This is a genomic window from Pseudomonas sp. TJI-51 (assembly GCF_000190455.2).
GTDB lineage: Bacteria > Pseudomonadota > Gammaproteobacteria > Pseudomonadales > Pseudomonadaceae > Aquipseudomonas > Aquipseudomonas juntendi.
This window is the reverse complement of sequence record NZ_AEWE02000063.1, coordinates 26,283-40,252: the sequence shown is the minus strand read 5'-3', so window position 1 is coordinate 40,252 and position 13,970 is coordinate 26,283. Positions and strand designations below refer to the sequence as shown.

Here is a 13,970-nt window from a genome sequence, read left to right as displayed (position 1 = left end):
GGGATGCGTACGGCTAGGCCTGAATCAGAGCATTGCAGGGGTGAATTCTTCTCCATGGCCTGGCGACAGTGAAGGCTCACGTCACTTTATTCAATTGTAGGAAGTTTCTTCTGTAAAAGCCTGGCGCAGTGTAAGCCTGAACAACTTGCTTGGGCGTGCGCCGGCGACTTGAAGTGGTGAGGTGATCCGTGACTGCTATTCACGACCAGGCAATGCATTATATTTACCAGCAAGTACTCGAACGCTTGCTCGCCCATATGTCACAGGCGCAACGGGCCTCCTTGCAGTTGTTGATACAACGTTTATTGGTAGCCGCAGGCGGGCCTGAATATATCGGCACCTTTCGCCTGCAGGTATTGCAAGGCAGTGACCGCCAGGGTGCGCGGCTGCTGGCGATGTTGCGTGCTGCGCAGCTGAGCATCGCCATGCGTGCACCGGTTACTTTTCAACTGCGCGTGCTGGTGGTGAGCTTGCCGGTGGCCGGCAGCCCTACGCTGCAAGGGCTCGATCAAGGCTTCAGTGCGCTGTTCATGCAGGATGACCCGCGGGTGCAACTGCAAATGATCGAGGGGCGCGAAGTGGTGCCGTTCAGTTGCCGCCCCCGTGTGGCGTCCGAGCGCTGGTTGCCGACCAGGGAAGCGCTGCTGATGTTTGGCCACCTGATCGATGCCAGGCCAGAAGCGTTGCTGGGTAGCCGCCTGCACCTGGAACTGGCGGCGGCCGTAAGCTTCGCGCTGCAGGCTCAGGCGCCCGCCGACGCAATGGTCACCGCCTTGCCCGCAGGGCAGCGCCGCCGCTACCTGGCGTGGGCGCTGCGTAGCCAGCGCCTGGCGGGGCAACGTGGCCCTTACCTGGCCCACCATTGCCTGTCGACGCTGGCCGAGGGCCTGGCGCGCTTGCATGGGGCCACGGGGCTGGCGCCCGGCAACCCGGCGGATCAGCCTGCGGGGGCTGCGCTCAAGGGGGGGGCGGTGCGGTTGATAGCCATTGATGACCTGCTGCCGCCGTTGCTGGGCGGGCAGCAGTTGGATGCCATGCTGGGCTGGCACTTCGCGGCGGCCGAGACGGCCTGCTCGCCGTTGGCCGCGTTCGTCGACCCATTGGCCTTGGCCCAGTTGCAGGAACTGCGGGCCCGCAGCCTGGAGCCTCAAGCCACCCGGCCGCCCTTGAGGCTGGCGGGGGGGCCGGGCGACAGCAAGCCTGCCGACGAACCTGTGCTGCAGTTTGGCAAGGCCTATGGCCTCAGCCAGGCCCAACTGGAATGCCTGCTCTGCAAGCCGTTCGCCAGGCAGGGCAAGAACCTCGAGCGTTTTCTGCGCGCTCGCCATGCCGACATGCTGGTGGCGTTGCCTTACCTGCACCGGGCCATGCAAGGCAAACCTTGCCCTGCGGCGGTCAAAGCCTGGCTGGTGAACACCAGTGGGCTATCACTGGCGCAACTGCGGGCAGTCTACGGCGGTAAGATGCCGCTACCTGCGTGGCGCCTGCTCAGTGCGTTGGCGCGCCGCGACGCGCACTTGCGGCTGTTACCGCGCCACGCCGCTGAACGGCGGCACAGCCCCGCGAGGCAACCTTGATGGCGCGAACAGCGGCCGGCGAGTTCGCTTATCGGCGGGTCTACCGCTACCTGGAAGCGTTGATTGGCCAGGCGACGGCTGGTGGTCCGAACCGGCTGCCGTCCTTGCGTGAGCTGTCGCGGCGGCTGCGGGTATCGCTGGCAACGGTGCAGAGCGCCTACAGCCTGCTGGAGGAGGAGGGTCGTGTGCACTGCCTGCCACGCTCGGGCTATTTCGTTCGCCTGGCTGACCTGCAGCAAGGTGGCATGCCCCGGCAGGCGCCCCAGCTCGCACAACCGTTGCTGGAGCGCGCCTTGTTCACCCACGAGCGGCGCCTGGCCCGCCAGCGCGAGCGCGGCGCTGGCCCTTGGGAAGTGCAGGGCAGTGCGCGCCTGCGCGACGCGCTGGCGGAGCGATACACCCGTTGCTCGCGCCAGTACTGGCGGGCCGATGACGTTCAGGTGGCCCCGGATGTTCCGGCGTTGCTGGAAACGCTGCTTGCAGCGCTGGCCCTGCAAAGCGGCACCACGGTGCTGGTACAGTCGCCCTGTTGCGGGCACGTGCTGCGTGCTTTGGCGCGCGCTGGCATGCGGGTGTTGGAGGTGCCACCCGATCCACGTGGCAACCCGGACCTGCAGGCCGTGGCCAGGCTGTTGGGCTGCGAGCCGGTCCGTCTGCTGGTGATGCCGTCCTGCCTTGGCCTGCCGCAAGGGCGGCTGGTCTCCCTGCATTATCAGCAGCAGCTTGGCCTGCTGTTGAGCCAGCACAGCGTATGGCTGCTGGAGAACGACCTGGACAGCGAGCTTTGCTACAGCGGCCCACCCGCGACCCGCCTGCGCGATTGGGTCGATCCGCGCAGGTTGATGATCATGGGGGCGTTCGAGGCTGCAGTAGGGCCCGAAGCGCCGTATGCCTACGTACTGAGCCTGGATACCGCCCTGGCCAAGGCGTTCTGCGAGCGGGCGTTCCGCCTTGCGCCGCTGCGGCTGCTGGCGCTGGCCCACCTGTTGGCCAAGGGCGATATCGAAGCGCAACTGGTGGCGTTGCGCAGCAACCTGCAGCAGCGCACGCAAAACCTCGCCTGCGCGCTGACCGCGCAGTTTGCCCAGCGGGTGGTGCTGGAGCCCCCGCAAGGCGGGCGCATGCTGTGGGTGCGCTTCGAGCAGCCGCTGGCCTGGGATGCCATTGCCACGGCCTTGGCAGGTTGCGCATTGCATGCATTGCCGGGGGAACAGTTCAGCTTGCACGGCCGCTACCGGCAGCACCTGGCGCTGATGTGGCTGGGCGACTGCCCAGGCGACCTGCAACAAGCCGTGCAGCGCCTGGCCCAGGCCCTGGAACTTCGCCGCAGGCGGGTGCGGCGGTTCCCCCCTGAATCATAGGGCACTGCATGCCCAAGGGCGCGTTCGCGGCCGTTCTTGCAGAGGCGAGCTGACCCACGGCACTTGCCAGGCCCCTGGGTCTGTATGTATAACCAGTGCCTTGTTCCCGCTACCTGACCCAGTCCGTGATTGCCCACTCCGTCGACGACCCGTTCTATTACCTGCACAACTTCCGCCAGGTACTGCTGTGGGTCGAACAGCGCTACCAGGACCTGCTCGATGAACAGGAACTGGCGTTCATCCATGCCTTCGGCCAACTTAGCGCGCCAGCCCAGGCCTTGATGGTGCGCATGGTAATGCGCAAGGGCGAACTGTTTCGCAGCGACCGCCTCGTCTATGAGGAAATAGGCGACACCGAACTGGCCCTGCAGCCACTCAAGGCCCTGGGCTGGGTCCGCGAGCCCGAGCAACTGCACTTGGAGCAACTGTTCGCCTTGCTGCGCAAAGACGAACTGGCGTGCTGTTTCGCCGCCCAATTGAGCCGCCCGCGTGCCGCCAAGCATGACTTGCTGGCCCAGCTGCAGCCGCTGCAACTGGCCGCCCGGTCTTTGGCCGAGTGGTACCCGGGCAGTGAGTTGCGCATCTTGCAGTGGTGCCTGCAACCGCTCTGCGACCGCATGCGGCTGCTGTTCTTCGGCAACCTCTACCAGGACTGGTCAGAGTTCGTGCTTGCCGACCTGGGGCTGCTGCGCTACGAGCAGGTGCCCTTCAGCGCCGATTCGCGTGCCCTGCAGCAACGCGCCGATATCGACCTGGCCATGGTGCTGCATGAGTGTGCCGAGCGCCTGGAGCAGGGCGAACACCCTCAGTCGGTAATCACGGCAATACAGCACCTGCACTGCGACAACCCTTGGCTGGCCCGGCGCCGTGCGCGGTTGCAGTTCGCCCTGGGCCAGCAATGCGAGCGCCTGGGTGACTGGGACCAGGCCATGGCGGTTTATGCGCAGTGCAGCCATGCCCAGGCGCGTATTCGCCAGGTGCGGGTGCTGGAGCGCAGCGAACGTTGGCCGCAGGCCCATGCCCTGGCGTTGCAACTGGCAGCGGCACCGGCCAATGCACTGGAGGTCCAGGCGCTGGAGCGTATGTTGCCACGCCTGTCCCGCAAGCTCGGTGGCCCGCCACAGCGCCGCCAGCGCGTGGCGCCGCTGGCACTGATCGAACTGGAATTGCCCCGTGAGCACGCCGCGCTAGGCGTTGAAGAGGCCGTGCGCCAGCACCTGGCCGCCGAGGGCGGGCAAGCCCATTATGTGGAGAACACGCTGTTCAACAGCCTGTTTGGCCTGCTGTGCTGGGAGGCGATCTTCGCCCCTGTGCCTGGCGCGTTCTTCAACCCGTTCCAGGCCGCGCCGCAGGACCTGCACGACAGCGACTTCCAGCAGCGCCGTAGTGCCCTGTTCGAGCAATGCCTGGCGCGGCTCGACGATGGTAGCCACCACCAGGCGATCCTGGATTGCTATGCAGCCAAACACGGGCTGCAGTCACCGTTCGTGTTCTGGTCGATGCTCAGCGAGGCGCTGCTGCAGCAGGCCCTGGCCTGCCTGCCGGCTGCGCAGTTGAAGCACTGCTTCGTGCGCCTGCTGCAGGACATTCGCAGCAACCGTGCGGGCATGCCCGACCTTATCCAGTTCTGGCCCGAGCAGGGGCGTTATCGCATGGTCGAGGTCAAAGGCCCCGGTGACCGCCTGCAGGACAACCAGTTGCGCTGGCTGGCATTCTGCCAGCAGCACGGACTGCCCGTCGCGGTCTGCCATGTGCGTTGGAGTGACGCCGCTTGAGCTACAGCGTGGCGGTGCGTGCCTTGTGCGAGTTCAGTGCCAAGGTCGGCGACCTCGACCTGCGCTTCACGCCGTCGCCCACCGCCCAGGAGGGCATCGAGGGCCACCAGCGGGTAGTGGCCCGGCGTGCGGCCGGCTACGAGTCGGAAATTACCCTCGAGGGCCAGTTCGAAGGCCTTCGGGTGCGGGGGCGTGCTGACGGTTACGACCCTGGCTGCAACCGGCTGGAAGAGATCAAGACCCACCGTGGCGACCTGGCCCGGCAACCAGCCAACCACCGCCAGCTGCACTGGGCGCAGGCCAAGGTGTACGGCTGGCTGATGTGCCAGGCCCGGCAACTGGCGAGCATCGAGGTGGCTTTGGTGTACCTGGACGTCGACAGCGATAGTCAGACCCTGTTCAGTGAGCACTGCACGGCCGCTGAGTTGCAGGCATTCTTCCAGGTTCAGTGCCAGCGCTTTCTGGGCTGGGCCCAGTTCCAGCAGCAGCGCCTTTGCGAACGTGACCACGGCCTTCAGGCGCTGCGCTTTCCCTACCNNCGCTTTCCCTCCCCAGCGTTCCGCCAAGGCCAACGGCAACTGGCAGAAACCCTGTACAAGGCGGTGAGCACTGGCCGTTGCCTGATGGCCCAGGCCAGCACGGGCATCGGCAAGACCCTGGGCACCTTGTTTCCTTTGCTCAAAGCCATGGTGCCCCAGCAACTGGACAAACTGTTCTTTCTCACGGCCAAGACCCCGGGCCGGGCGCTGGCCCTGGATGCCATGCGCCAGATCACCACGGGCGATACCCAGCCTGGGTTACGCACCCTGGAACTGATCGCTCGCGACAAAGCCTGCGAGTACCCGGATAAAGCCTGCCATGGCGAGTCCTGCCCGCTGGCGGCCGGCTTCTACGACCGCTTGCCGGCCGCGCGCACGGCCGCTGCGGCCGTGCCGATGCTGGACCGTACCCAGCTGCGCGAAGTGGCCTTGGCGCATCAGGTGTGCCCGTACTACCTGGGCCAGGAGATGGCCCGCTGGGCCGACGTTCTGGTTGCCGATTACAACTATTACTTCGACGCCCACGCCTTGCTGTTCGGGCTGACACAGCTCAACCAGTGGCGGGTCGCGGTTCTGGTCGACGAGGCTCACAACCTGGTCGAGCGCGGGCGGGGCATGTACAGCGCCAGCCTCGATCAGGGGCAGTTGCTGGCGTTGCGCCAAAGCAAACCCCATGGGCTGGGCAGTGCGCTGGACCGCCTGAACCGCCAGTGGAACGCCCTGTACAAAGAGCAACGGGCACCGTACCAGGCCAGCGAAGCGCTGCCGCATGACCTTTTGCGCGCCCTGCAGCAGTGTATCGGGCTGATCCAGGAGCAGATGAACCAGGCGCCCACGCACATCGACCCGCAGGTGCTGCAGTTCTTCTACCAGGCCTTGCAGTTCAGCCGGGTAGCCGAACTGTTCGACGAGCATTTCCTGTTCGATATCAGCCAGCGCCAAGGGCCGCGCAAGCGCCGGCTGGCGACCTTGTGCCTGCGCAATGTCACCCCGGCACGGCTGCTGGCACCGCGCATGCGTGCGGCGCGCAGTGTCACCCTGTTCTCTGCCACGCTGAGCCCGCGGCAGTTCTACAGCGACCTGCTGGGCATGCCGGCCGATACGGCGTGGCTGGAAGTGGCAGCGCCGTTTCGTGCCGAACAACTGCAGGTGCGCATTGCCAGCCAGGTGTCTACCCGGTACCAGCAGCGCCAGGCTTCGCTGGCACCGATCGTAGAGTTGATTGCCCGGCAGTATGAGCGCCAGCCGGGTAATTACCTGGCGTTCTTCAGCAGTTTCGAGTACCTGCAGCAGGTCGCCGGGCTGCTGGCCGAGCGCTACGCGCAGATCCCATTGTGGGCCCAGGCCCCGGGCATGGACGAAGCGGCGCGGCAGGCGTTCCTCGACCGCTTTGTCGCCGACGGCCAAGGCATCGGCTTTGCCGTGCTGGGTGGTGCGTTCGGTGAAGGGGTGGACTTGCCGGGCACCCGCCTGATCGGCGCCTTCGTCGCCACGCTCGGGCTGCCCCAGGTCAACCCGGTCAACGAGCAGTTCAAGCAGCGCCTGGGTCGGCAATTTGGCGCGGGTTTCGATTATGCCTATCTCTACCCCGGGGTGCGCAAAGTGATCCAGGCAGCGGGGAGGGTGATCCGGGGGGACCAGGACCGTGGCGTACTGGTATTGATCGATGAGCGTTTCGCCGAGCCGAGGGTGCAGCAGATGTTCCCGGGCTGGTGGCCGCAAGGCGAGCAGTGTACCTGACCGCTGCGTTGAGCACCTGGCACTGCGCAGGCAGGCCCAAGGTCGTTCAGGGGGCTCGATTGGGGTAAGATCACCTCCATGCCTGATACAAAGTCCTTGTATATCAAGATGATGGCACTGTCTTGGGCCAGAATGGCCTGACCGTTAGTTTGTCATGCAGACTCGCTGGCATGCCGTTTTGATCTGCTCCAGCGTCGGCCCGCTGTGCTGCCGGCCAACGCCCCGCTACAGGATTCACGTTTTGTCCGACCTCTCGAAAAATCCGCTGCTGCAGTACATGGCCCGCCTGGCCCCATCCAGCCAGCAAACCATGCGCTACATCCTTCAGGACGCCGCCGACCGCTTGGGGTTCGTCGACTGCAATATCGTCGACGTTCCCTGGCATCGGCTCGAGCCCGGCCATGTGATCGCTCTGGTGGCCGCCCTGCGGGCCGATGGTTACGCGCCCAACAGCTCTTCGCTGTACGTCAACGCCATCCGTGGGGTGATGAACGAGGCCTGGCGCCAGGGCCTGATCGACCACGAGCAGTTGCTACGCATCCGCGAGGTCAAGCCGGCAACCGGCACCCGCCTGCCGCCCGGGCGCAACCTGCGGCGTAGCCTGATTCGCGAACTGATGGACGTGTGCGCTGCCGACCCGCGGCCGCAAGGGGTGCGCGATGCGGCGATCATTGCCTTGCTGTATGGCACAGGCATGCGCAAGTCGGAATCGGTCGACATCGACCTTGCCCAGGTTGATTTCGCCGCGCGCAGCCTGCAAGTGGTGGGCAAGGGCAACCACCAGTTGATCAAGTACGCGCCGCCCTGGGCGTTCGAGAAGCTGCAGGCGTGGCTCGACCTGCGTCGCCAGGCCCTGCCGGCCGGTGTCGAAGACGACCCGTTCCTGTTCAACCGCATCCGCCGCGGCAACCACATCACCCGGGCGCGTATCACCAAGCATGCCATCTACTACATCGCCCGCCAGCGCGGGGCGCAGGTGGGGGTCAAGATCATGCCGCACGACTTCCGCCGCGCGTTCATCACCCGGGTGATCGAGGAGCATGACCTGTCGATTGCGCAAAAGCTGGCACACCATGCCAATATCCAGACCACGGCCATCTACGACCGGCGTGACGACAACGAACGCCGCCGTGCGGTAGACCGTTTCGACTACTGAGCGCCGACCAGCGTAGGCCTCGCCAGCACCGAAACAGGGCCTGGGCACGCCCCCGCTTTGTGCGGCCCCCGCGGCGGTGCCCGATGGCGGAGCGAGCGGTAAAAATAATTCATCTGCCTTCACCTGCGGAGTTGGCCCGCAACCTGCTATATCCAGCCTGCGAATTTGATCGAGTGGTCAGGCCGTGCGCACTAACCGGCGCCCGCCGCTGACCCTCTTACCGGCCAGCAGGCCACGAATTTCAGGGGCTGCAGGATGTCGCTCGCGGAGCAGATCGAACACCACCAAGACGATGCAGGCTGGAGCGCCCACCTGCAATTGCGCTTTGTCCAGCGTGCGGGCACGACCCGCCTTGGTGCGTGGAAACATTTCGGACCTCTTTTGGTGCAGCGCCCGTTCTATCCGGAAGGTGCACCCTGCCATGTGTATGTACTGCACCCGCCGGGTGGCATCGTTGCCGGCGATCGTCTGGAGCTCGACATTCAGCTGGAAGCTGGCAGCCACGCCCTGCTGACCATGCCCGGTGCCAGCAAGTTTTACCGCAGCATCGGCCCGACCGCACGGCTGACCCAGCGCTTCCACCTGGCCGCTGGCAGCACCCTGGAATGGTTGCCCCAAGACAGCATTTTCTTCTCCGGTGCCCGTGCCCGGCTCGCCAGCCACTTCACCCTTGAGCCCGGCGCCCGGTTGCTGGCCTGGGAAACGCTGTGCCTGGGCCGCCCGGTGATGCTCGAACGGTTCGACCAGGGTGCACTCGACAGCCTGTTGCACATCACCCTGGCCGGCGAAACGGGCCTGCATGAGCGCCTGCGTATCGAAGGCGGCCAGCTGGGCAAGCTCGGTGGCCACCCACTGCTAGCCACCTTCTGTGCCGCGCCGGCCGATCAGGCATTGCTGGAGCAGGTAAGGCCCATGCTCGATGAGCTGGGCACCCCTGCCGGCGCGACGCTGCTCGGTTCGCTGCTGGTGATCCGCCTGCTCGACCATGACAACCAACAATTGCAACGCACCCTGCAACGCCTGTGGCATGTGCTGCGCCCGGCCGTTCTCGGCCTGCCTGCCTGCCCGCCACGTATCTGGGCCACCTGAGAGAGCGCCATGGAGCTGACCCCAAGAGAGAAAGACAAACTGCTGCTGTTCACTGCCGCCTTGTTGGCAGAACGGCGCCTGGCCCGTGGCCTGAAACTCAACTACCCGGAGGCCGTAGCGCTGATCAGCGCCGCCGTGCTGGAAGGGGCCCGTGATGGGCGCACCGTCGCTGAGCTGATGAGCATGGGCCGCGAGGTGTTGAGCCGTGACCAGGTCATGCCTGGCATCGCCGAGATGCTTCACGACGTACAGGTCGAAGCGACCTTTCCGGATGGCACCAAGTTGGTGACCGTGCATGACCCGATCGTCTGAACCTGCCGAGGAACGCTGCATGATCCCAGGTGAAATCCAGGTCGCCGCTGGCGACATCGAATTGAACAGTGGCCGCGCCACGGTCAGTGTCAGCGTAGCCAACCATGGCGACCGCCCGGTGCAGGTCGGCTCGCATTACCACTTCTACGAAGTCAACGAGGCGCTGGTGTTCGAGCGCGGGCCAACCCTGGGCTTTCGCCTGGATATCCCGGCCGGCACTGCCGTGCGCTTCGAGCCGGGCCAGGCCCGTACCGTGCAACTGGTGGCCTACGCTGGCAAGCGCGAAGTCTACGGCTTTCAGGGCAAGGTGATGGGCGCACTGGAGGGCAGGGCATGAGCCGAATTTCCCGCCAGGCCTATGCCGACATGTTCGGCCCTACCGTGGGTGACCGTGTGCGCTTGGCCGACACGGCATTGTGGGTCGAAGTAGAGAAGGACTACACCGTCTACGGCGAAGAAGTGAAGTTCGGCGGCGGCAAGGTCATCCGCGATGGCATGGGGCAGGGCCAGATGCTGGCCGCCGAGGCCATGGACCTGGTGTTGACCAACGCGTTGATCATCGACCACTGGGGTATCGTCAAGGCCGATATCGGCATCAAGCACGGGCGTATCGCCGTGATCGGCAAGGCCGGCAACCCCGACGTGCAACCAGGCGTCAACATACCCGTAGGGCCAGGGACCGAAGTGATCGCCGCCGAGGGCAAGATCGTCACTGCCGGCGGGGTCGACTCGCACATCCATTTCATCTGCCCGCAGCAGGTGGACGAGGCGCTCAACAGCGGTGTAACCACCTTCATCGGTGGCGGCACTGGCCCGGCTACCGGAACCAACGCCACCACCTGCACCCCGGGCCCGTGGTACCTGGCGCGCATGCTGCAGGCTGCCGACAGCCTGCCGATCAACATCGGTTTGCTGGGCAAGGGCAACGCCTCGCGCCCTGAAGCGTTGCGCGAGCAGATCGCTGCCGGGGCGGTCGGGCTCAAGCTGCACGAGGACTGGGGCTCGACACCGGCGGCCATCGACTGTTGCCTGGGCGTAGCCGAAGAAATGGATATCCAGGTGGCGATCCATACCGACACACTCAACGAATCGGGCTGTATCGAAGACACGCTGGCGGCGATCGGTGACCGCACCATCCACACCTTCCACACCGAAGGTGCCGGTGGCGGCCATGCCCCCGACATCATCCGTGCGGCCGGGCAGGCAAACGTGCTGCCGTCCTCGACCAACCCGACACTGCCGTACACCATCAACACGGTGGACGAGCACCTGGACATGCTCATGGTCTGCCACCACCTGGACCCAAGCATTGCCGAGGACGTGGCGTTTGCCGAGTCGCGCATCCGCCGTGAAACCATCGCTGCCGAGGACATCCTCCACGACATGGGCGCTTTCGCCATGACCTCGTCCGACTCCCAGGCCATGGGCCGGGTGGGCGAGGTGGTGCTGCGCACCTGGCAAGTGGCGCACCAGATGAAGCTGCGCCGTGGCCCACTGGCACCGGATACCCACTACAGCGACAACTTCCGGGTCAAGCGCTACATCGCCAAATACACCATCAACCCGGCGCTCACCCATGGCATCGGCCACGAGGTGGGCTCGGTCGAAGTGGGCAAGCTGGCAGACCTGGTGCTGTGGTCGCCGGCATTTTTCGCGGTCAAGCCCGCCTTGGTACTGAAGGGCGGCATGATCGTCACCGCGCCCATGGGCGATATCAACGGGTCCATCCCTACGCCCCAGCCGGTGCATTACCGCCCGATGTTCGGCGCGTTGGGCGCAGCCCGCCATGCCACGCGCATGACCTTCCTGCCCAAGGCCGCCATGGACCGTGGCCTGGTCGAGCAATTGAACCTGCGCAGCCTGATCGGCGTGGTGGACGGGTGCCGCCGGGTGCGCAAGCCGGACATGGTCCACAACACCCTGCAACCGCTGATCGAGGTCGACGCGCAAACCTACCAGGTGCGTGCCGATGGCGAGCTGCTGGTCTGCGAACCGGCCAGTGAACTGCCGCTGGCCCAGCGCTATTTCCTGTTCTGAAGGAGCACCGATGATTGTCTTGACCCAGCGGATTACCGAACCCGGCGCACGTGCTGTCACGGGTACCGTCACCCTCGATGTGGACAGCCGCATCAAGAGCCGCCTGCGGGTGACGCTGGACGATGGTCGCGAAGCCGGCCTGATGCTGGAGCGTGGCCACCTGCTGCGTGGCGGCGAGCTGTTGGCCGATGCCGAGGGCACCCAGCTGATCCGCGTGCTGGCAGCGCCCGAGGCGGTGTCCACCGTGCGCTGTGCCGACCCGCACCTGCTGGCGCGCGCGGCCTACCACCTGGGCAACCGCCATGTCCCGCTGCAGATCGAGCCCGGCCTGTTGCGCTTCCAGCACGACCATGTGCTGGACGAGATGCTGCGTGGCCTGGGCCTGACTGTCGAGGCCGAGCAGGCCCCGTTCGAGCCCGAAGCGGGTGCCTACCAAAGTGCGCCACACAGCCACAGCCACGCTCACGGCCACGATCACCCGTTCGTGCGCTTGCCTGCCCATTCCTGAACTGCCCTGGAGCAACCGATGAAAAAGACTTTCGCCCTGTTTCTGCTGATGCTGGCCGTGCCGGCTTTCGCCCACCCCGGGCATGACAGCAACCCCTTGCATGACGGCCTTCTGCACCCGCTGACCGGGCTCGACCACCTGCTGATGCTGCTGGGCACCGGCGTACTGGCGGCGCTGACCCGGCGCAACCTGACCTTGCCACTGGCGACCCTGGCCGCGATGTTCGGCGGGGCGGTATGTGGGCATCTGTTCGGGGACGTGCTGGGCATGGAAACGCTGATCGCTGTGTCGCTGCTGGTGGCCGCAGGTGCCGTGCTGCTGCCTGGCCGGCAACAGCTGCTGGCCTTGGCGATGCCGGTGTTCGCGCTGTTCCATGGCTGGGCGCATGGCGTCGAGGCCACGCCAAGCGCGTTCTGGCAGTTCAGCGCCGGCTTTGTCACGGTCAGCGGGCTGTTGCTGGCCGCCGGCTTTGCGGTCGGTTGCCTGCTGCGCCGCCATGCTGGCCTGCAAAAAGCTTTCGGCGGTGGCCTGCTGGCCGGCGCCGCGCTGGTACTGGCCGGCTGATGAACAGCGATCTGGCGTTGCTGCGCCTGCTGCAACTGGCCAGCCCAGGCCTGCCGGTAGGTGGCTTCACCTATTCACAGGGCCTGGAGTGGGCCGTGGAGGCGGGCTGGGTAAGGGATGTGCACGGGTTCACTGCGTGGCAGCGTGAGCAGTTGCACGACACCCTGGTCGGCCTGGACTGGCCGGTGCTCGCCCGCTTGTACCAGGCCTGCCAGGCCGAGGATGCGCAAGCCTTTGCTCATTGGAGCCGCTTTTTGCTGGCAAACCGTGAGACCGCCGAGTTGCGCCTGGAAGAACAGCAGCGCGGGGCGGCCCTGGCACGGCTACTCGACGGCTGGCAGCTGGGCCAGGCGCCGGCGTGGCGTACCAGCCTCGAGCTGACCCAGTTGGGCGGCATGGCCTGGTTGGCTGTGCACTGGGCCATCCCCTTGCGCCAACTGGCCCTGGGGCATGGCTTTGCCTGGCTGGAGGGCGCGGTCATGGCCGGTGTCAAGTTGGTGCCGTTCGGCCAGCAGGCGGCCCAGACCCTGCTGCGTGACCTGGCCACCGATTTGCCCGCAGCCATCGACCAGGCCCTGACCCTGGGTGACGACCAGCTCGGGGGTGGCCTGCCGTTGCTGGCCATTGCCTCATCGCGTCACGAAACCCAATACACCCGTTTGTTCCGTTCCTGAGGACTGCCTGCATGCATAGCTATCAACAACCCCTGCGCGTCGGTGTCGGCGGCCCGGTCGGCTCCGGCAAGACCGCACTGCTCGAAGCCCTGTGCAAAGCCATGCGCGATCACTACCAGATTGCCGTGGTCACCAACGACATCTACACCAAGGAAGACCAGCGCATCCTCACCGAAGCCGGCGCGCTGGAGCCGGAGCGCATCGTCGGGGTGGAAACCGGCGGCTGCCCGCACACGGCGATTCGCGAAGACGCCTCCATGAACCTGGCGGCGGTCGAGGCGCTGGCGCGCAAGTTCGGCAACCTCGAAGTCATTTTCGTGGAAAGTGGCGGTGACAACCTCAGCGCCACATTCAGCCCGGAGCTGGCCGACCTGACCATCTACGTGATCGACGTAGCCGAGGGCGAGAAGATTCCGCGCAAGGGTGGCCCGGGCATCACCAAGTCTGACTTCCTGGTGATCAACAAGACCGACCTGGCACCGTATGTGGGGGCTTCGCTGGAGGTGATGGAGCGCGATACCCAGCGCATGCGCCCACAGCGCCCATGGACCTTCAGCAACCTGAAGAAAGGCGAGGGGCTGCAGGCAGTGATCGATTTCATTGTCGAACGCGGAATGCTGGGTGTGCGTGGTTAAACC

Annotated in this window: 13 protein-coding genes; all 13 read left to right on the top strand. The window is 65.6% G+C overall.

What is annotated here, in order from left to right; all coding sequences use genetic code 11:
- Positions 1-188: 188 nt before the first annotated feature.
- The 13 genes from G1E_RS14375 to ureG all read left to right on the top strand — a co-directional run bounded on the left by G1E_RS14375 (position 189) and on the right by ureG (position 13,967).
- Positions 189-1,577, top strand: a complete 1,389-nt coding sequence (locus tag G1E_RS14375; RefSeq protein WP_047149898.1) for a hypothetical protein — start codon at positions 189-191, stop codon at positions 1,575-1,577.
- Positions 1,577-2,938 (top strand): aminotransferase class I/II-fold pyridoxal phosphate-dependent enzyme, encoded by a 1,362-nt coding sequence (locus G1E_RS14370; RefSeq protein WP_047149897.1) that lies wholly within the window; start codon positions 1,577-1,579, stop codon positions 2,936-2,938. Before G1E_RS14375 ends, G1E_RS14370 begins: the two co-directional genes overlap by 1 nt.
- A gap of 125 nt (positions 2,939-3,063) precedes the next feature.
- The gene (locus G1E_RS14365; RefSeq protein ID WP_009685469.1) at positions 3,064-4,713 is read left to right on the top strand and encodes a VRR-NUC domain-containing protein; all 1,650 of its coding nucleotides are present in this window, start codon (positions 3,064-3,066) and stop codon (positions 4,711-4,713) included.
- Positions 4,710-6,992: an ATP-dependent DNA helicase gene (locus G1E_RS14360; protein ID WP_047149896.1), complete on the top strand. Its 2,283-nt coding sequence runs from the start codon at positions 4,710-4,712 to the stop codon at positions 6,990-6,992. The genes G1E_RS14365 and G1E_RS14360 overlap by 4 nt, the downstream gene beginning before the upstream one ends.
- 241 nt (positions 6,993-7,233) lie before the next feature.
- Entirely contained in the window at positions 7,234-8,148 is a 915-nt protein-coding gene (gene xerC, locus G1E_RS14355) for a tyrosine recombinase XerC (RefSeq protein WP_009685465.1), read from the top strand.
- A 255-nt stretch (positions 8,149-8,403) separates the two neighbouring features.
- Positions 8,404-9,237: an urease accessory protein UreD gene (locus G1E_RS14350; RefSeq protein ID WP_009685464.1), complete on the top strand. Its 834-nt coding sequence runs from the start codon at positions 8,404-8,406 to the stop codon at positions 9,235-9,237.
- A 9-nt stretch (positions 9,238-9,246) separates the two neighbouring features.
- Positions 9,247-9,549 (top strand): urease subunit gamma, encoded by a 303-nt coding sequence (locus G1E_RS14345; RefSeq protein ID WP_009685463.1) that lies wholly within the window; start codon positions 9,247-9,249, stop codon positions 9,547-9,549.
- A gap of 19 nt (positions 9,550-9,568) precedes the next feature.
- Positions 9,569-9,886, top strand: a complete 318-nt coding sequence (locus tag G1E_RS14340) for an urease subunit beta (protein ID WP_009685462.1) — start codon at positions 9,569-9,571, stop codon at positions 9,884-9,886.
- Positions 9,883-11,586 carry an urease subunit alpha gene (gene ureC, locus G1E_RS14335; RefSeq protein ID WP_009685461.1) on the top strand — a complete coding sequence of 568 codons (1,704 nt, stop codon included), beginning with the start codon at positions 9,883-9,885 and terminating at the stop codon, positions 11,584-11,586. Before G1E_RS14340 ends, ureC begins: the two co-directional genes overlap by 4 nt.
- 10 nt (positions 11,587-11,596) lie before the next feature.
- Positions 11,597-12,094 carry an urease accessory protein UreE gene (gene ureE, locus G1E_RS14330; RefSeq protein ID WP_029884816.1) on the top strand — a complete coding sequence of 166 codons (498 nt, stop codon included), beginning with the start codon at positions 11,597-11,599 and terminating at the stop codon, positions 12,092-12,094.
- An 18-nt stretch (positions 12,095-12,112) separates the two neighbouring features.
- The gene (locus G1E_RS14325) at positions 12,113-12,658 is read left to right on the top strand and encodes a HupE/UreJ family protein (RefSeq protein ID WP_009685459.1); all 546 of its coding nucleotides are present in this window, start codon (positions 12,113-12,115) and stop codon (positions 12,656-12,658) included.
- Positions 12,658-13,332, top strand: a complete 675-nt coding sequence (locus tag G1E_RS14320; protein WP_009685458.1) for an urease accessory protein UreF — start codon at positions 12,658-12,660, stop codon at positions 13,330-13,332. The genes G1E_RS14325 and G1E_RS14320 overlap by 1 nt, the downstream gene beginning before the upstream one ends.
- 11 nt (positions 13,333-13,343) lie before the next feature.
- Positions 13,344-13,967 carry an urease accessory protein UreG gene (ureG, locus tag G1E_RS14315; RefSeq protein ID WP_009685457.1) on the top strand — a complete coding sequence of 208 codons (624 nt, stop codon included), beginning with the start codon at positions 13,344-13,346 and terminating at the stop codon, positions 13,965-13,967.
- Positions 13,968-13,970: the final 3 nt, after the last annotated feature.

Coding starts and splice junctions, on each gene's coding strand:
- G1E_RS14345 (WP_009685463.1), top strand. CDS start 9,247: ATGGAGCTGACCCCAAGAGAGAAAGACAAACTGCTGCTGTTCACTGCC.
- G1E_RS14370 (WP_047149897.1), top strand. CDS start 1,577: ATGGCGCGAACAGCGGCCGGCGAGTTCGCTTATCGGCGGGTCTACCGC.
- ureC (WP_009685461.1), top strand. CDS start 9,883: ATGAGCCGAATTTCCCGCCAGGCCTATGCCGACATGTTCGGCCCTACC.
- G1E_RS14350 (WP_009685464.1), top strand. CDS start 8,404: ATGTCGCTCGCGGAGCAGATCGAACACCACCAAGACGATGCAGGCTGG.
- ureE (WP_029884816.1), top strand. CDS start 11,597: ATGATTGTCTTGACCCAGCGGATTACCGAACCCGGCGCACGTGCTGTC.
- G1E_RS14320 (WP_009685458.1), top strand. CDS start 12,658: ATGAACAGCGATCTGGCGTTGCTGCGCCTGCTGCAACTGGCCAGCCCA.
- G1E_RS14325 (WP_009685459.1), top strand. CDS start 12,113: ATGAAAAAGACTTTCGCCCTGTTTCTGCTGATGCTGGCCGTGCCGGCT.
- ureG (WP_009685457.1), top strand. CDS start 13,344: ATGCATAGCTATCAACAACCCCTGCGCGTCGGTGTCGGCGGCCCGGTC.
- G1E_RS14340 (WP_009685462.1), top strand. CDS start 9,569: ATGATCCCAGGTGAAATCCAGGTCGCCGCTGGCGACATCGAATTGAAC.